Origin of the sequence: Entomospira culicis (genome assembly GCF_028748145.1) — a bacterium.
GTDB classification, from domain to species: Bacteria; Spirochaetota; Spirochaetia; order WRBN01; family WRBN01; genus Entomospira; species Entomospira culicis.
This window is the reverse complement of the sequence record NZ_CP118181.1, coordinates 1,345,010-1,363,055: the sequence shown is the minus strand read 5'-3', so window position 1 is coordinate 1,363,055 and position 18,046 is coordinate 1,345,010. Positions and strand designations below refer to the sequence as shown.

Below are 18,046 nucleotides of genomic sequence, written 5' to 3'. Positions count from 1 at the left end.
CTTAAGCTCAAAAGGAGAAAAAAGTGAAAGATTATTTACAACGTATTGGTCGATCTTTAATGTTGCCTGTAGCAGCTTTACCGATTGCTGCACTGTTTATGGGTATTGGCTATTGGATTGACCCCAATGGTTGGGGATCAGGGAATGTGTTATCAGCATTTTTAATTAAGGGCGGTGCGTCGATTCTTGATAATTTGGGTATTTTGTTTGCGGTGGGTCTAGCCTTGGGGATGGCGAAAGAGAAAGAGGGATCTTCTGCGATGGCGGGGTTAGTGGCTTTTTTAGTGCCGATGAGTATTTTAAATCCCGATGCCGTAGTGATGTTTCGCGGTGCTATTTCAGAGGATGCTGTATTAGCCTTTAGTAAGGTGAATAATGGCAATGTCTTTTTTGGCATGATGGCTGGACTGATCGCTGGGGCAATGTATAATCGTTTTGCGCATACGAAGTTGCCAATGGCGCTCTCCTTTTTTAGTGGTAGACGCTTAGTCCCAATTCTCACGGCGATGGTGATGATGGTGGTTTCGGCAGTCATGATGTTTATTTGGCCGGCGGTATTTATGGCGCTAGTGAACTTTGGTAAGGCGATTTCGGCAATGGGCGCTTTGGGCGCTGGATTATATGGATTTTTTAATCGTTTGTTGATTCCTACGGGATTGCACCATGCGCTGAATAATGTTTTTTGGTTTAATTTGGCAGGCATTAATGATATTGGAAATTTTTGGAGTAATGTCGGGGAGAAGGGCGTAACGGGTATGTACCAAGCAGGATTTTTTCCGATTATGATGTTTGGATTACCTGCGGGAGCTTTTGCTATCTATCAAAATGCGCGACCTGAGAATAAAAAAAGTATTGCCTCTTTGATGCTAGCTGCGGGATTTGCCTCATTTTTTACCGGAGTAACCGAACCCTTGGAGTTCTCTTTTATGTTTGTGGCTTGGCCTCTTTATGTGGTACATGCTGTACTTACTGGGCTCTCTCTCTTTGTGGCAGCTGCATTTCAATGGACAGCGGGATTCAACTTTAGCGCTGGTTTTATTGATTACATTTTGAGCGCACGTCTACCTATCGCCAATCAACCATGGATGCTCTTAGTGCAAGGAGTCTTCTTCGCAGGGCTCTACTATGTGGCCTTTAGCTTTGCGATTCGCACCTTCAACTTGATGACTCCAGGGCGCGAGGAAGTCTCGGCAGAACAACGGAGTGTACGTCAAGGCAATGCCACCACCGATGCGCTAGCAGAGACGCTCTACGACTTGCTTGGCGGGGCAGAAAATGTGCGTATCATTGATAATTGTGCCACGCGCTTACGCATTACGGTTAAGTCAACAAGGGATATTAATGCAGATAAAATTAAGGCAGCGGGCGTTGTTGGGGTACAGGTCATCAGCAATGAGTCCCTGCAGATTATTATTGGTCCTGATGTACAATTTATCGCCGATGCAATGAGCGCAATTCACGATAAATAGATCTCATTTTTATAGACATTAAAGAATGAATACGACCAGTACGTTAGTGTGCTGGTCTTTTTTATGAAAATAGAATTATAATTTATTTATGTGGGTATTTTGTATATTTATTCTTTTTATGTTACTTTATAAATTATAATTTATTTTTTATTGACAATTGACATCTATCATGGTATACTCTTATTAAGATTTATGAATCATAAGGAGTTCTCCATGAAAGAGAGTGAGAAGTTGGCTTTGGATATCCCCGAGCCAAATATTGATGTAGTAGAGGGTTATGCGCAGTTATGGGATGCCAACGATGCGACCCATCAGTTGTACGTGGCGCACAATGAGACGCTAAAGCAGGTTTGGGGGTTTTTGCCAGAGAATACGAATTTTCAGCATATCTTAATTAAGGTTACATTGCTCAATTCGTTTTATAGCACGCGTATCGCCAATATGAGCTTGGTGCACGTTGCCAAGGCGATACATGATTTAAAGATTGATGACAAACTAGCTAAATCAGAGGTTGATACAGAACTTGTCAACGCTATTGCTGATGCGACCAAAGAAGAGTCTGGCAAGCGGGCGTACTCTTTTGCTACTAAGTATTGCCACTGGCATCGCCCTGATCTTTATCCTATTTACGATAGTTTTGTTGGCGATGGGCTATGGTACTTCTTTAAGAAGTATGGCAAGATGCAAAAATTCCTTAAAACCAAGGATTTAGCAGATTATAGCTCCTTTTACGACGTGATGGCCAACTTTCGAGAGGTTTACGGTTTAGCAGAATGCACCATTAAAGAGGTAGATCTCTATTTGTGGCGCTTGGGCAAAGAGTATTTTAAAAGCAATAAGGATGAGGAGTAGATAGATGAAAAAAGTGATGTTATGGGCGCTCTTGGCGCTAATGAGTTCGCCGGCCTTTTCGCTTGCTTTTGTGGATGTGGGGATTCGTGGGGGAGTTGGTTTAGATTTTTTGTCAACGACCTATCTTGGCGATGATGTTTATCGATTTTATGATATAACCGACAGAAGCGGACTAGCCAACCCTCATTTAGGCATTCAAACACATCTTGGTTTTTTTGATTGGTTATCGCTATCCATAGCTTTAAATATGAACTTTAATCGTGGGGAGACAATTCAATTAAGTAGTGATAGTGATTCATTTGCGTATATTAATAGTGAATGGGGAGGGTGGACGCCTTTTCAGAGAGCTACCTATGAGGTTGCCTATCACTCTTTTGCCTTAGATCTTGCGATGAATTATCACTTAAAGTGGTGGTATGTGGGTGGTGGTTTAGGGGTAGCGCTTAATACGCCTGCGAAATCGTTTAGTAATCTAAACGTTTATAGCAGAGACAAAGATGAGGCTTTTGAGCCATGGGAGGGTAGAATTCTCCATGCAAATGATTTGAAAAGCTTTGTGAGTCTCAATCTTATGCTCGAGAGTGGGGTGCATATTCCTATTATTGATGATCTGGGCTTCATTACCGTGGGTGCTAGAGTAAAGTTTGATGTATTAGCAAGAAACAAAGGAATTCCTACGTTTGATTCTAATCAAATAGATTATTATGATCCAGTTGATAGCGATTTTTTTGTAACAGATTTTGATGCTACGCGCAATATCGGCAACAAATTATTAATCGATTTTTTTGTTGGCTACACCTACCGTTTTAGCTTTTAAGTGATAAAAAAGTGCCCAGTGTTGAGCTGGGCATTCTCTATATTAATGTATAAAGTTTAGAGCACGTAGGAGCTGATAATCTTATTAAATTTAATAACGTCAAAGTTGCCTTTAATCTCAAAGCGCACGGTGCCCAGCCCACTGTAGACTAAATCGATCTCGCAATCGAGGTCGAAAGAGCCGGCGGTCTCAATGGAGAAGGCTTGCACCTTGCTGTAGGGTAGCGAGGTAAAGTCAATCTTCTTGCCTGTCATGCCTTGCAAGTTAATCGAGATAGCGCGTTTGTTGGTAAAAACCAGCGAATCGCGCATTGCCTTAAAGGCGGCGAGAATCTCTTCCCCCTCCACCAACATCGCATCGACGGGGGTGGGCATCTTGCTAATCTCGATGGGTGCAAGCTTGATGAGCGAGCCATTTTTAAAGTCAATCATAGGATATCTTCCTTATTATAAAAAGTATGTATTCTTTGATAATAAGAGAATACCCCATCAAAGTCAATAGTGAAAAAACTATTTTCTAAAAATTGTGAAAATTTTTGTTTACAAGTACAAAAAAGCAGTGTACAATAAAATATACTCTGAAAAAAAGAGTAGATAGTAGATGAGTGGAGGATAAAGAAAATGGTAAAAAAAGTATTAAAACGTTCTTTTTGGTTGCTAGCGCTCGTTGCGCTCGTATCTTGTAGCCCCAAGACACCCACGCCCGATGACGACGGAAAGGACAACGGCGGTCTTGACAATGGTGGGAACGACAATGGTGGGAACGACAATGGTGGGAACGACAATGGTGGGAACGACAATGGTGGGGATATCGTTACAATTGGGCAGGTTGAATTTAACTTTGATCCGAAGGGTGATGGCTTTCCAGGACATGCGGGGTACGACTACGGTACGGGCTACTTGGTGTACACCTTGGTGCCGGTAGATAGATTGGATCTCTATAAGAGTATCTATCACGAGGGCGCAAAATTTGCTAATACTACGGAATTGGTTAAGGCAGCCGCTGATAGTACAAGTGCAGAAACGTATATTGGACGCACTAGTGCGCATACCACCATCGCTTTAGGTTCTGCGGTTACATTAAACATCAGAATGCAGGCTACCGAAACCAGCGATGGTCCAAGCTTTATCAGAAGTGGCGCGGGTACTTATGCCGTAGCACGCGGTAGTGGACTGAATCCGTTTACTCCTGCTAGCACGAATTTTTCTCGCTGGAGCAAGGCTGATGCGGATGTGAAAGATGCTGCTACCTTGCGTGAGGGACACGCATTCTATCTAGGTTCCGATTTTTATGTGATGTGGGGGTATGCTTCTCGCCATGCTACGGATAATAGCGTAATTTATAGCCCACTTAATAGCGATCATACGGTAGAGCAGTTGGATAAATTTTTCCGATTTAGCGTAGTAGACTAAAAGAATCATTTGATCATTCCTTAAAGATAAAGCGGTTAGGAAGAGGGGCGACCCTCTTCCTTTTTTTGTAAAAATATTATTTTTCTATTGCAAGATTTTATGTAAGTATGATATAATAAAAGTATTCTATAAGGTATAGAAGGAGAAGAATATGGTAAAAACAGTATTAAAACGTATGTGGTGGCTAGTGGCGCTTATGGCGTTGGTGGCGTGTAATCCCAAAAATTCGACCCCCGATGACGGTGGAAAGGACAACGGTGGTCTTGACAACGGCGGGAATGACAACGGTGGAAACGACAACGGCGGAAACGACAACGGCGGAAACGACAACGGCGATGGAAACGACAACGGTGGAAATGACAACGGCGATGGAAACGACAACGGTGGAAATGACAACGGCGATGGAAATACCGTTACGATTGGAAGAGTGGAGTTCTCTTTTGATCTACCCAATGGGCAACCTTTTCCAGGACATGCGGGGTTCAACTACGATACGGGCCACTTGGTATACATCTTGGTGCCTGTAGATAGATTAGATCTCTATAAGAGAATTTACTTTGAGGGCGCAAGATTTAAATCTACAACGGCATTGCTTGCTGCAGCCACTAGTACGAGTGCGGAAACGTATATTGGGAGCGCCTCTACGCATACCCGCATCCCTTTAGATTCTGCGGTTACATTGAACATTAGAATGCAGGCTACCGAAACCAGTGATGGTCCAACTTATACTCGCAGTGGGGTGGGTACTTTTCCCGTAGTACGCGGTACGGGTGCATGGGCGCTTGATCCTGCAAGCACGAATTTTTCTCGCTGGAGCAAGTCTGATGGGGATGTGAAGGCTGCTGCTACCTTACGTGTGGGACACGAATTCTATCTCGGTCCCGATTTTTATGTCATGTGGGGATATGCTTCTGTCCATAGTAATTTGAATGATACCGTAATTTATAGCCCACTTAATAGCGATCATACGGTAGAGCAGTTGGATAAATTTTTCCGATTTAGCGTGGTAAACTAGATACCATTTGATTAATCCTTAATGTAAAGCGAAAAGATGAGGGAGGGGCGCAAGCCCTTCTCTTTTTTAAAAATATTATTTTGTTATTGAAAGATTTTATGCAAGTATGATATAATAAAAGTATTCTATAAGGTATAGAAGGAGAAGAATATGGTAAAAACAGTCTTAAAACGTATGTGGTGGCTAGTGGCGCTTATGGCGTTGGTGGCGTGTAATCCCAAAAATTCGACCCCCGATGACGGTGGAAAGGACAACGGTGGTCTTGACAACGGCGGGGATGACAACGGCGGGAACGACAACGGTGGGAACGACAACGGCGGAAATGACAACGGCGGAAATGACAACGGCGGGAACGACAACGGCGGGAACGACAACGGCGGGAACGACAACGGCGGGAACGACAACGGCGGGAACGACAACGGCGGGAATGACAACGGCGGGAATGACAACGGCGGGAACGACAATGTTGAGATCGGAAAGGTAGATTTTGATTTTAATTTTATTAGAGGTGAATACCCTATTCCAGAGAGGATGGTGGATGGATGGATTAACATTGCTTATACATTGGTACCAGTAGATAGGTTAGATGATTTTAAGTTAGTTTTTAATGAGAATGCGCAATTTTTTAGTGCAGAGCAACGGGAACAGGCTTATAAAAGCTTTGGTGGGATAACCACAGATATTGAGGTCACAATCTTTCCATCGACTCCTTTGAAAACGTTGAGCATTGATATGAGAGAGGGGGGAAGTCCTCATTATGCTCGTCTGGGGAGGGCATCACAACTAATACGACGTGGGAATGGGATCTACATTGCAAGTCCATTAAAGCATGATTTTCGCTCTTGGTTAACCACGGATAGCGACATAAAATCTATTAGGCTCTCAGTTGGCGAAGAATTTTATGTAATGTGGGGGCTTCTAATTAGTACTAATTATTTGGACTATGAGTTTTATATGCCACTTAATAGCGATCATAGTGTAGCGCAGTTGGATAAATTTTTTAGGTTTAGAGTAGAGTCATAGCATATCTATAAGTGTGGGTATAGCTTATGAGATAGGGAAGGGCGCAAGCCCTTCTCTTTTTTTTTATAGAATAAGGGGACAGAAGAAATATTTTTTTAATTTTAAGTTGTTTCTTGTCATAGAGTTATGGATTTTTTGAAACATTTTTTCATTTTTTTAGAGAAAATGGGTTGACAAAAGTTAGGCGATGGGTTATAGTAATGGAGGATGAAGCGAGCAAGAGTGGTTGAAAGAAACGTGAGTTTGCCAGTCTAAAGTAACGAAGATGATGAGAAGAATCTTGAGTGCTTTGTTTAAGAATAGGGAAGGGAGAGAGATACGCTTGGGTTTGAAGTCAAGAAGTTGAGTTTAAAGAATAAATTGTTAATGATAATTGAAAAAGACTTTGGAGCAATCCAGAGTTCATAAATCATGGAGAGTTTGATTCTGGCTCAGAACGAACGCTAGCGGCGCGTCTTAAGCATGCAAGTCGAACGGTAACCGGTATTTATATCGGCTAGAGTGGCGAACGGGTGAGTAACGCGTGGATGATCTACCTAATAGTTGGGGATAGCCATCAGAAATGGTGGGTAATACCGAATAAGCTCTACGACTGTGGTTGTAGAGGAAAGACGCAATTGTGTCGCTGTTAGATGAGTCTGCGTACTATTAGCTAGTTGGTGGGGTAAAGGCTCACCAAGGCGACGATAGTTAGCCGGCCTGAGAGGGTGTACGGCCACATTGGGACTGAGATACGGCCCAGACTCCTACGGGAGGCAGCAGCTAAGAATCTTCCACAATGGACGAAAGTCTGATGGAGCGACGCCGCGTGAACGAAGAAGGCCGAGAGGTTGTAAAGTTCTTTTATGGATGAGGAATAAGTTGGGGAGTGGAATGCCCTAATGATGACGTTAATCCATGAATAAGCTCCGGCTAATTCCGTGCCAGCAGCCGCGGTAATACGGAAGGAGCGAGCGTTGTTCGGAATTATTGGGCGTAAAGGGCGCGTAGGCTGTTGAACAAGTCTGTAGTCAAATACCTCGGCTTAACTGAGGGAAGGCAATGGAAACTGTTTAACTTGAATTACCTAGAGGAAACTGGAATTTCTAGTGTAGGGGTGGAATCTGTTGATATTAGAAGGAACACCAAAGGCGAAAGCAAGTTTCTGGGGGATAATTGACGCTGAGGCGCGAAAGTGTGGGGAGCAAACAGGATTAGATACCCTGGTAGTCCACACCGTAAACGATGTACACTAGGCATTGGTCTGACATGGATCAGTGCTCAAGCTAACGCGATAAGTGTACCGCCTGGGGAGTATGCCGGCAACGGTGAAACTCAAAGAAATTGACGGGGGCCCGCACAAGCGGTGGAGCATGTTGTTTAATTCGATGATACACGAGGAACCTTACCTGGGTTTGACATATAGTGGGATTCATCAGAGATGGTGGAGTTCTTTCGGGAACCGCTATACAGGTGCTGCATGGCTGTCGTCAGCTCGTGCCGTGAGGTGTTGGGTTAAGTCCCGCAACGAGCGCAACCCCTATCTTTAGTTGCTAACATTAAGTTGAGGACTCTAGAGAGACTGCCAGCGACAAGCTGGAGGAAGGTGGGGATGATGTCAAGTCAGCATGGCCTTTATATCCAGGGCTACAAACGTGCTACAATGGTTGGTACAAAGAGAAGCAAAGCGGCGACGTGGAGCAAACCTCAAAAAGCCAGCCTCGGTTCGGATTGCAGTCTGAAACTCGACTGCATGAAGTTGGAATCGCTAGTAATCGCGCATCAGAATGGCGCGGTGAATACGTTCCCGGGCCTTGTACACACCGCCTGTCAAACCACCCGAATTGGGTCTGCCCGAAGTCGCTAGATTAACCGTAAGGAGGTCGGCGCCGAAGGTGGGACTAGTAAGGGGGGTTAAGTCATAACAAGGTAGCCGTACCGGAAGGTGCGGCTGGATCACCTCCTTTCTAAGAGAAAGGTAATAGTAGATGTAGTACACATCTAAACTTTAAACTAGACCAATGACTTCACTCAAGCGTATCTCTTTCCTTTTCCTTTTATATTTCCCTATATTAAAAGGAATTACGGGCTCGTAGCTCAGTTGGTTAGAGCACTGCTCTGATAAGGCAGGGGTCACAAGTTCAAATCTTGTCGAGCCCATTAGGAGTAAACATTTTTCTGTTTACTCCTCTTTTTTTCTCCATATCTTATTGACTAATTCTCTTATTTAATTTATACTAAAACAGAAGAATCGCATAAATCTGGAGGAATTGCATGTTTAAAATAGCCGTGGTCGGGGATCGTTCGAATAATAATCATGAAGAGGAACGAAAAATTTTTTCGGCACTACAAGTGGAATTTTTGGTTTACAATTTCACTCTTGAAACGGATGAAAACATCGCGTATTTTAAAGACGTAGATGCGATTTTAGCCTATCAAACCACTATTTCAAAAAAAACCATCGATCAGCTTACTAAGTGTAAAATTATCGCGCGCTATGGCGTGGGTACTGATGCCATCGATATCGAGGCTGCTACAGCTAAAGGCATCTGGGTTACCTCAGTTCCTGTGGCCGCGGTGGAAGAGGTTGCAACGCACTCGTTGGCAATGCTCTTGGCTTTGGCTAGAAATCTTCTTTATATCGATAAACAAGTTCGTTTAGGTCGATGGAATACTGCCGGTGAGCGTGCGGTACATCGCATGAGTGGCCGTCGTATGGGTTTTGTTGGCTTTGGGGCTACGGCAAAACAGCTGGCAGCACGCCTTCAAAGCTTTGGCTTAGCTGAACTTTTAATGTACGATCCCCATGTTGATGCGAACACTGCTCGTCGCTTGGGGGTTAAAAAAGTGGATACCATAGAGCAATTATTGCCTATGTGTGATTATCTCTCTCTCCATTTACCTTCTACGAGTGAAACCCGTGGTATGATTAACACAAAGACGATTGCAATGATGAAGGATGGGGTTATTTTAATTAATACGGCACGTGGTTCTCTTATTAATGAGAGTGATTTGGTGGAGGCATTACGTAGCGATAAGATAGCGGGGGCAGGATTGGATGTCTTTGCGATGGAGCCTTTAAATCCTGATTCTGCATTATTGACTTTGGAAAATGTTATTCTCTCTGATCATTGTGCCTATTATAGCGTTGAGTCGGAGAGTGAGGCTAAACGAGTGGCGGCGGGGAATGTCCTGCGCGTACTTACTGGTCAGCAACCCGATACGCCTGTTAATCAAATTCGTCCTTAGGAACGGTATTTTATGTTGAAATATTATTTTCTTTCTGTGACTATTTCTATATTTATGCTCTCTCTTTCGGTTACGGCGCAAGCGCCTCGTAGGGGAGCTTTTGCTTGGCATGCAATTTTGGACTTTGAGGAGAGCGCTAGTAAAGAGGAGTTGTTTGATTTACTCTTGGCGGAGCTTTTCTTCTCTGCTGATTTTGGATTTAAGGCGAAAGATATTCAATATTCTACTGCGGGTATTCCTGAAATTGGGGATCAACCGCTCTTTATGGCACAGGGAGAGATTATTCCTACGGCGAATTTTCTTGATTTTGCAATTATTGGCGGTGGATTTTTTAAAATTCAAACGCCTGATGGTATTAAGTTTACACGCAATGGGAATTTTCGTCTTAATGCCCAAAATTTAGTGGTAACGGAGGAGGGACATGCGCTTGTTCCTTCCTTGCAGATTGATCGGGCGGATGTGCCACTGTTGACGATGGATGCTAGTGGGAAGACTTTACAGCTTGTTAAGGATGGTATGGTGCGCGATCTCTATGACTTTGAGCTTTATTTACCGAGCGACGTAGAGAATGGTGTGCTAACAGAGAATAAAGATGGATTTTTTCTCTTTGCTGACTCTTCGCGCACCTCAAGCGATTATCAAATTCAATCACGTTCGTTGGAGTTAAGTACGGTAAAAGTGGAGCGTATCTTGGCACGTTTGAGTGATTTACTCTTTAAGATTAAGCAAGAGAATCCGCAGGGTGATTATGATTTTCGCTTTTACATGCTCGATCATTTACTTAAGTCGCAGTTACAGATGGGGCAAACCGCTCAGAGTATCAAACGTTTTAGCGATTTGGTTAAGGGCGTTGCACCGTTGATGTTATTTGATCAAGAGACAGCGAATGACATTAACGCTTAAGTTGAAAAGATAATCGATGAATCGGCGAGTATCCGTGCTTTTTGATAGCATCTTTGTGTGCAGTAGTGGGATAGCCGACATGTTGCGTAAAGTTATACATAGAATAAAAGTGATGCATGCGTTGCATATAGCTATCGCGTATATATTTTGCTAGAATCGAGGCGAGCATGATACTTTCCTCTTGTTGATCACCTTTCACAATACATTGTGCAGGATGATCAAATGAAGGGAGCTTATTGCCATCCACCAGAATATTTATGCTGTCGTAATGATTTATCTGTAAACGTTTTACGGCTAGTTGCATTGAAAGAAGGGTTGCTTGCAAGATATTGATTTTATCGATGGTTTGAGGTGAGACGAATCCTATTCCGTAACGATATCGTTGCATAATGAGCGGGGCTAATGTTTCGATGCGTTTTTTTGATAACTTCTTTGAGTCATTGATCTTAAAGGGTATGATCTCGTTGACTTTTATGGCGACGGCTACCGAGCAAACTGGACCAGCTAATGCGCCTCTGCCCACTTCATCTACGCCAATGATATATTTTGCCACTCTTGCCACCTTTGGGTCAGTTTTTTTGATTCAATTAAGAAAGGCGTTGCAATTTCGTCGATATAAACGCGATGGTATTGCGATGTATGGCCGATAAACGCGACTTTTTTTCTGGATTGATTGGTAAAATACCACTGAATTTGATAAGATTGCTGTTGATTACTCGATGCTTTTACAGCTGATTTTGGGGCGCTGTAGTGCAAGAGGAGCATCTCCTGAAAGAGTTTTCGTGCGACATTATCTGCCATTTCTTTTTGGTTTAGGAGAAAAATTCCCTCTTGGGTACGTTGCCAGCGATGAGTATCGCCAAGGTGGGAAAATTCAATGGCATTAACTTCCTCGATCGGGGCAAGTGTAATGGCACGTGATGCGATAGTAAAGGGTTCAATGTTGAGCAGTTGATACGCTAAATCGCTAGGGAGTAACCAAACATCTTCTTTTCCGATTTCCGAGGCATAAAAGTGAAATTCATCGGCTGGTAGCCCCACGGCAATGCTAAATATCGAGCCATCTTGATGCCTAACCTTGAATTCTGCTTGAGGATGAGTGAGACCCATGGTTTCACGGGTGGCTCTATCAACATTGGGCTGATAATTATAGATCACATTAATTGGCGTTCGTCCCGCCCACAATTGTAAGAGATTTTCTGATAGTCGACTTTGGTCAACATTATATTCTAAATAAGGCGATACAAATGTATATAAACTAAGAAATTGAGGTCTCTCTTTTCGTGTAATATGCGTCTTTCCATAACGATTCTCTAACCAAAGCTCTTGGATTGCGTTGATATGGAGAGTCGGCAGTAAAATCTCATAGTAGCTAGATATTGGGCGAGCAATCAGTTGTACCAGAAGCGCATCTAAGAGAAAGAGCGTATCCTCACCGGCAATACGCATAAAATGGGCATTTTTACTGGCATTTGGCGCGTAAATATCAAGCGTCAGCGCTTGCTTATCTCCATATAACATCAGTGTATAATGGGGCTCCCAATCTATGTTCGGGATTTCCTCATTCTTTACGCTAATCACGGAGACTTGCTTTAGCATCGCTAGGAGTTGTTGAATAAATTGTTGATCGATGAGCAAATCTTGATGATGAATCTCTTGCCACTGACCGTTTGGCTGGCGATGAAACTCTATTTTCTCTTCATTTAAGTAATGCCTAATCTGCACCTGCTCTACGGTAGATGGGATGGGTAAATTCATCCGATCCTCATGGAGGGTGGCTAAATGGAGCGGTGCTGGGGAGTTATCTTTTTGATATATAACAAGCACAATTGAGAGTAAAATTAGTGCAAATAACAAAAAGAATGGAAGAATTTTTTTGGTGTAATGATGCATTTTTATCTTCTTTTTCGATGTAAATAAATCGTCATGCCAGCAAAAATCAATAATAACGGAATCACGATAACAATGAGAATTGCTAGAGGAATGGCCTGTTTTGCGGTGATGCCGTGCATGGGCGCATTAAAGAGATTTTTGGGTGGAATCTGGATGCTTTGTACTTGTTGGTGTAACCAGTCGATGGCTTGTAGCATGAGGAATTCGTTGGCGTAGTTGTAGTGAAGAAAGGTGGTATCTCCACTGATAATATAGAGTTGACTAGGGTTAGCATTGGGATTTTCTCGCTCAATAGCGATGGCAAGTGGGCGTGGTTGTCCTAATGGATTGCTTTGATATTGTACTTGTTGATTTTCTGGGATGAGTAAGCCATTTTGAGGCGAAGTGCTTAGCACGACTTCATGTTTTACGGTGTTATCTTGGGTGGTGAGTATCTCTATATGGCGAGGTAAACGCATAATCGGGCGCAGATTTTGCTGTTGCATTGCTTGTGTGATGGGATGGAGGTGTAGCGTGGCTAAGAACGCGAGCTTATCGGGATCGGAAGCAAGGAGAAAATTTGGATTCTCTTCTACCACTGCCGATGGCTGGAGCGCTATTTGCCAACTTTGAAGAAATTCTTGCCAGTAGTAAGGCACTTCTGCCTGAAAGGGTAACGAAAGATAAATGCGTTTTCCTGAGGCTTGCCACTCTTCTAACCGCTCTATCTCTTGTGGCGAGAGATCGAGGCTGGGAGAGAGAAAGAGGATCGTATCGATGGGTTCAAGGCTTTCGACAAGCAGAGAGCCAGTAACAATATCATACCCTTGATCTTCGATCAACTGTTGCAAACTAACGCCTTTACTGCTTTGTAAATTCTTGGGCGCAATCTCTGCGTGGTTATCGACAAGGAGGATACGATAACGCTCTTTATGGTTAAATTGAAGGAGCGTATCAACTAAGAGCTGTTCGGTATTGTTGCCAATCAGATAACGCTCGCCTCGGCTAGTGATATGGTAGCTAAGTAGTTGATGAGGTGTAAGAATACGGTATTGCGTGCCTTGTTGGATAATCAGGGAGTCAGGTTCGATGTGATCTTCTGGTTGGAGGAGCGTGGCTAAGAGGAGTGGCTTTTCGTCCATGGCAAAGGCTTGATAGCTAATGAGGCTGTTCGTGCGCGCCACTTCTTGCAGGAGCTGATCAATTTGGAGAACGCCCTCTCTACTCATGCGATTCGCCGGCACCAGATAGTAGAGCGAGAGTGGTTCAGTTAGATTGCCTAGAAGCTCTTTGCTAGCGAAATCGAGGCTATAGCGACGGGTGCTTGTTGCGTCGATAGAGATGTTTAAGAGCGCCATTAGCGCATAAAATCCCAGTGCTATCCCCACGATGATGAGCGATCGAAGCGTGGTGTAGAGGGCAAAAGATCGGCGATCAGAACGATTTTTCTCCATTATTTCTCCCGATAATCGTGTTTTTCTAGATTTGTATAAATCATGTATTGTAAAAGAAAGATAGCTAGGAGAAAGTAGGTCGCATCTTCTAGCCGAATCACACCTTGGTTAAATCCCTGATAGCGATGTAACGGAGAGAGTTGTTGGAGAAACGTTGGGAGAAATCCTTGATAGATACTAGGGTGGAGGAGATAGAGGCTGGTGGTGATAAGCCAGATCAGGGCGAGCGAACCGAGAATGAGCCAGATTGGCTGACGTTTTAGGTAGAGTTGCAGGCTGGTGATGCTTAAAAGGAGGCTAATTGTGAGAAATCCTGCGAGGGGATGACGTGGGATAATCGGTGCGATGGAGGTAAGAAGGAGGATCATGGTGATGAGTAAAAAGCTGACAATCGCAGCGATTAATTGGTGTTGGGTGTAGCTCGAGACCATCATACCCAGACTCAAGAGCGTAATGGCAAAGAGCACAAAGCCAATAAATGCGGTAAAAATATGCATCCAATCGGGCGTGCCAAAGGTGGCAATCACACTCAAATAGAGCAAGAGGACAAGGAGAATAATCCCAAAGATCACTAAAATACTCAAAAATTTAGCTATCACAATATGGTGCAAGGCAATTGGTTGGGTAAAGAGAAGCTGATCGGTTTTATGTTGCCACTCTTCACTATAGCTACGCATGGTGAGCAAGGGCGCAATAATCGCGAGCATTGAGGTGAGCACTTGCAGATAGGCAGGAAAATTTTGATTGGCCTTAAAGATATGGCTAAGGGTAAAGATCGCGCCCGTAAAGAAGAGAAAGAGCGCCAAAAAGAGGTAGGCCAAGGGGGTTTTAAAGTAGATAAGGATCTCTTTTTTGAAGAGTGCCCACATGATTTACTGCTCCTTATGGGATTGTACGAGTTGAAGAAATGACTCTTCTAAACTCATACTATGGGGGGTAAAGGCAAGAATTGTCCAAGGTGATTGGCGCAACATTTGCCAAAGTTCTACGCGCCAATCGCCTAAGGATTGGTTTGTTATCTGCACAATCGCCGTAATATTTTGAGAATCTTTTTTTAGATGATATGATGTATTTGGTGGGAGGTGTTCTTCTAAAAATTGAGTCAAGTTAGCCTCTTCTTGGGTAGCAAATTCGATGTGAATGGGTTGGCTAGCTTGTAAGCGTTGTTTGATCTCTTTGGGTGTCGCCGAGGCGATGATCTTGCCTTGGTCGAGGATGATGATGCGATCACAGAGACTTTCGATCTCGTGTAACATGTGGCTAGACAAGAGAATGGTGTGGTGCGCTTTGAGCTCTTTAATCAGGGTGTGAATCTCTTGGAGTTGTTGCGGATCCAGCCCTGCCGTGGGTTCGTCCCAAATGAGTAGCGAGGGAGCGCCTAAGAGCGTGCTAGCGATGCCTACGCGTTGACGAAAGCCTTTAGAGAGTTGACCGATTAGGCGACATTGCACCTTTTGGAGCGAGAGCTTTTCAACGACCTTTTGCACGGCAATCAGGCGTTGTTGCTTGTTGGCTTTGGGTAGGCGAAGCTCGGCGATAAAGGCGAGGTACTCCTCGGTGGTCATCTCTTTGTAGAGGGGCGGATGCTCTGGCAGATAGCCGATGAGCGCTTTACGTTGGATAGGATTCTCTAAAAAATTGACCCCATCAACAGTGATGCTCCCCCGTGTAGGCGCCAGATAGCCGGCAAGAATATTCATGAGGGTGCTCTTACCCGCGCCATTGATGCCTAAAAACCCGATCACTTCTCCTTTTTTTAAGGAGAAGGAGAGATCGGCTAGGGCTTGATGGTTGCCATAGAATTTTTCTACATGTTCAATCGATATAATCATCATTAAGAATGGGTTGGCAATGGTCTTAGTTAGTGTCTGCTAGCATCGACCATTTCTACCCATTATGTACCCTCCAAGATTACGTTAAAGCTATGTGTCATTTAAAATAGGATGGAGAGAGGTTTGGAATATACACATCGCCATCCCTCCGATAAAGTCCTCTTTGGTATAGTCGTTAGCTCTCTTCGTCGCTCTCCATGGTTTTGATGAGGGCGTGGATTCCGTCGCGGATTTTATCAATTTCGGCTTCGGTGGGAGTACCCGCCCACTCAATGCTTGGGTGCATTTGCCACTTAAGCTTTTCCGCCCAGCTCTTGACCTCTTTTTCGGCACCGCCAACCCAGCCAAAACTTCCCATACGTAAGCAGTGCTTGTTGAACATCTTTTTGCGGAAGGCATCGTCTAAAACGTGTGCAACGGGAGGAAACATTTGATATTCGTAGGTAGGCATCGCAAGGATAATACCACGACTCTGCCAGACACTCGCCAAGACCATGCCAATCTCTTCTTCTGGCACGCGGTGTTCAAAAAATTCGATGCCTGAATCCTCGACAATCTTACGAATAAAGGTAACAGCGCGCTCGGTGTTGCCATACATGCTTCCCCAAATGAGGGTGATCTTTTTGGGATCGCCTGCGTTGGTGGCATAGCCGGCAAGGGTGCTGTAGAGATTGACGATACGTGCAACATCTTTTCGCCAGATAAGACCATGGCTAGGGGCGATGATCTTGATGGGTAAGTGCGCTAGCTGATTGATAGCACGCGTAACAAAGGGCGAAAAGGCGGCGACAATATTGGCATAATAGCGAATTGCCTCATCGATATACTCTTGCACGGTTGCTTCATCAAGGGTATCGTCGAAGGATTTATCGCTTGCAACTGCACCATAGCCACCAAAAGCATCGCAACTAAAGAGAATGCCATTGCTACGCTCAAAGACCATCATGGTCTCGGGCCAGTGGACGTTGGGGGTTTCAAAAAATTCCAAAACTTTGCCTTGTCCTAAATCGAGTGTATCACCAGTTTTTACGGGAATCACATTACTAGCAACATCGTAGAAGGTTGAGAGCATGGGAACGGTCTTGGCAGTACAGTAGATTTTGACATGGGGATTGTTCTTGATGAAGGTGCCCAGCCAACCGGTGTGATCGGGTTCCATATGGTTGACAATGAGGTAAGAAATTTTCTTCTGCTCAATGCCAATGGCGGCGAGCTCTTCTTGATACTCTTTGGGGAGATCTTCAAAGTCTTGCACCAGATCGATGAGGGCAATTTCATCGCCTTGCACAACGTAGCCATTGATAGATGCCCCCTTAGGGATGGGCCAAAGCCCTTCGAAGAGCCTTGTATTGGGGAGATTTACTCCAACTTTGTAGATACCATCGACGATTTTTGTGGCATTCACGGTTAAACTCCTATAACTATTGAATTTTATATGAAGGAAAGTTAGTTGGGTATTTCATGGATCTCTAAGCGAGTGATAAAGATATGGTTGATCTGGCTTTGGCTACCGATACGTTTGAGCGTTTGGTTGATGGCCTGTTGCATGGGTTCGCGTAAGAGCTCTTCGCGGCCTTGGGTGAAGGCGCTAGCGGGGTATTGCATGAGGAGGTTGCGTAGGGCATCGACGATGGGTAGACGAGCGCTGGAGATGTCGTTACCAAGCCGGCGATCGTTGGCGTCATAGGCGATGATGAGGTCTAGGTTGAAGAAGTGGCTGGGTTGATCGACAGTAACGCCTTTGATGGTGGGGAGGTCTTGGTAGAAGGCCGTTTGCGCGGGGTTGAGCAGTTGATCAAAGCTCTTGAGGGCTGAACGATGTTGACGCATCTGGGTTTTAAAGAGCGATCGTTCTTGGGCGGTGAGGGAGGCGAGGATCTGTTTTTCGCTATTTTTGGCGATTTCGGTGCGTTGATTGCGCTCTTCTTGGGTTTCGGCAAGATCGATGAGCTGTTCGCGGTCGAACTGGGCTTGTGCTAAGAGCTTGACGCGTTCTTGAGATTCGATTTGCGCGTTGATATCGATGGCAACTTCTCTGGCTGGGCGTGGGCAGGCTACTAAGGTGAGCATGATGAGTAGTAAGATAGAATAATCTCTTATAGTCTTCATAATACCATTATACACAAAGATAGGGAGTTTGACTATACCTTCATTTTAGTTTATAATGAA

Annotated in this window: 16 protein-coding genes, 1 tRNA gene and 1 rRNA gene; 10 read left to right on the top strand and 8 right to left on the bottom strand. The window is 44.2% G+C overall.

Features of this window, described 5'->3' with window-relative positions; all coding sequences use genetic code 11:
• The first annotated feature begins 23 nt into the window (after positions 1 to 23).
• The 3 genes from nagE (at position 24) to PVA46_RS06450 (ending at position 3,138) form a co-directional block, all read left to right on the top strand.
• Positions 24 to 1,469 (top strand): N-acetylglucosamine-specific PTS transporter subunit IIBC, encoded by a 1,446-nt coding sequence (nagE, locus tag PVA46_RS06460; RefSeq protein ID WP_167695927.1) that lies wholly within the window; start codon positions 24 to 26, stop codon positions 1,467 to 1,469.
• Positions 1,470 to 1,682: 213 nt separating this feature from the next.
• Positions 1,683 to 2,321 carry a hypothetical protein gene (locus PVA46_RS06455; protein WP_167695926.1) on the top strand — a complete coding sequence of 213 codons (639 nt, stop codon included), beginning with the start codon at positions 1,683 to 1,685 and terminating at the stop codon, positions 2,319 to 2,321.
• Between the two features lie 4 nt (positions 2,322 to 2,325).
• On the top strand, positions 2,326 to 3,138 hold the full coding sequence (locus PVA46_RS06450; RefSeq protein WP_167695925.1) for a hypothetical protein: 813 nt from the start codon (positions 2,326 to 2,328) through the stop codon (positions 3,136 to 3,138).
• Positions 3,139 to 3,194: 56 nt separating this feature from the next.
• On the opposite strand, the gene PVA46_RS06445 is transcribed toward PVA46_RS06450, so the two are convergent.
• Complete coding sequence (locus PVA46_RS06445) at positions 3,195 to 3,569, bottom strand: PH domain-containing protein (protein ID WP_167695924.1); 375 nt, start codon at positions 3,567 to 3,569, stop codon at positions 3,195 to 3,197.
• A gap of 189 nt (positions 3,570 to 3,758) precedes the next feature.
• Here PVA46_RS06445 and PVA46_RS06440 point away from each other — a divergent pair, with 189 nt between their 5' ends.
• From PVA46_RS06440 to PVA46_RS06410, 7 genes are all read left to right on the top strand, one after another.
• Positions 3,759 to 4,550 carry a hypothetical protein gene (locus PVA46_RS06440; RefSeq protein WP_167694681.1) on the top strand — a complete coding sequence of 264 codons (792 nt, stop codon included), beginning with the start codon at positions 3,759 to 3,761 and terminating at the stop codon, positions 4,548 to 4,550.
• 151 nt (positions 4,551 to 4,701) lie between these two features.
• Positions 4,702 to 5,565 carry a hypothetical protein gene (locus tag PVA46_RS08405; protein ID WP_246226788.1) on the top strand — a complete coding sequence of 288 codons (864 nt, stop codon included), beginning with the start codon at positions 4,702 to 4,704 and terminating at the stop codon, positions 5,563 to 5,565.
• A gap of 150 nt (positions 5,566 to 5,715) precedes the next feature.
• The gene (locus tag PVA46_RS06430; RefSeq protein WP_274360279.1) at positions 5,716 to 6,588 is read left to right on the top strand and encodes a hypothetical protein; all 873 of its coding nucleotides are present in this window, start codon (positions 5,716 to 5,718) and stop codon (positions 6,586 to 6,588) included.
• Between the two features lie 408 nt (positions 6,589 to 6,996).
• Positions 6,997 to 8,534: ribosomal RNA gene (locus PVA46_RS06425) — 16S ribosomal RNA — on the top strand.
• Positions 8,535 to 8,653: 119 nt separating this feature from the next.
• Positions 8,654 to 8,727, top strand: a tRNA-Ile gene (locus tag PVA46_RS06420).
• A gap of 114 nt (positions 8,728 to 8,841) precedes the next feature.
• Positions 8,842 to 9,816, top strand: a complete 975-nt coding sequence (locus PVA46_RS06415) for a C-terminal binding protein (protein ID WP_167695922.1) — start codon at positions 8,842 to 8,844, stop codon at positions 9,814 to 9,816.
• A 36-nt stretch (positions 9,817 to 9,852) separates the two neighbouring features.
• Positions 9,853 to 10,719 carry a hypothetical protein gene (locus tag PVA46_RS06410; RefSeq protein ID WP_274360278.1) on the top strand — a complete coding sequence of 289 codons (867 nt, stop codon included), beginning with the start codon at positions 9,853 to 9,855 and terminating at the stop codon, positions 10,717 to 10,719.
• Here the strand turns inward: PVA46_RS06410 and PVA46_RS06405 are convergent.
• The 7 genes from PVA46_RS06405 to PVA46_RS06375 all read right to left on the bottom strand — a co-directional run bounded on the left by PVA46_RS06405 (position 10,709) and on the right by PVA46_RS06375 (position 17,986).
• On the bottom strand, positions 10,709 to 11,272 hold the full coding sequence (locus PVA46_RS06405; protein WP_212603859.1) for a ribonuclease HII: 564 nt from the start codon (positions 11,270 to 11,272) through the stop codon (positions 10,709 to 10,711). The two genes, PVA46_RS06410 and PVA46_RS06405, sit on opposite strands and share 11 nt — an antisense overlap.
• Positions 11,248 to 12,546: a hypothetical protein gene (locus PVA46_RS06400; protein ID WP_274360277.1), complete on the bottom strand. Its 1,299-nt coding sequence runs from the start codon at positions 12,544 to 12,546 to the stop codon at positions 11,248 to 11,250. Before PVA46_RS06400 ends, PVA46_RS06405 begins: the two co-directional genes overlap by 25 nt.
• 68 nt (positions 12,547 to 12,614) lie before the next feature.
• Entirely contained in the window at positions 12,615 to 14,045 is a 1,431-nt protein-coding gene (locus PVA46_RS06395; protein ID WP_167695919.1) for a motility-associated ABC transporter substrate-binding family protein, read from the bottom strand.
• A complete protein-coding gene (locus PVA46_RS06390; RefSeq protein WP_167695918.1) occupies positions 14,045 to 14,914 on the bottom strand; it encodes an ABC transporter permease in 870 nt (289 codons plus the stop codon). Before PVA46_RS06390 ends, PVA46_RS06395 begins: the two co-directional genes overlap by 1 nt.
• Positions 14,915 to 14,917: 3 nt before the next feature.
• Positions 14,918 to 15,880 carry an ABC transporter ATP-binding protein gene (locus PVA46_RS06385; protein ID WP_167695917.1) on the bottom strand — a complete coding sequence of 321 codons (963 nt, stop codon included), beginning with the start codon at positions 15,878 to 15,880 and terminating at the stop codon, positions 14,918 to 14,920.
• Between the two features lie 172 nt (positions 15,881 to 16,052).
• Positions 16,053 to 17,282 (bottom strand): FprA family A-type flavoprotein, encoded by a 1,230-nt coding sequence (locus PVA46_RS06380; RefSeq protein ID WP_167695916.1) that lies wholly within the window; start codon positions 17,280 to 17,282, stop codon positions 16,053 to 16,055.
• Between the two features lie 41 nt (positions 17,283 to 17,323).
• Entirely contained in the window at positions 17,324 to 17,986 is a 663-nt protein-coding gene (locus PVA46_RS06375) for a flagellar basal body-associated FliL family protein (RefSeq protein ID WP_167695915.1), read from the bottom strand.
• Between the last annotated feature and the right edge of the window lie 60 nt (positions 17,987 to 18,046).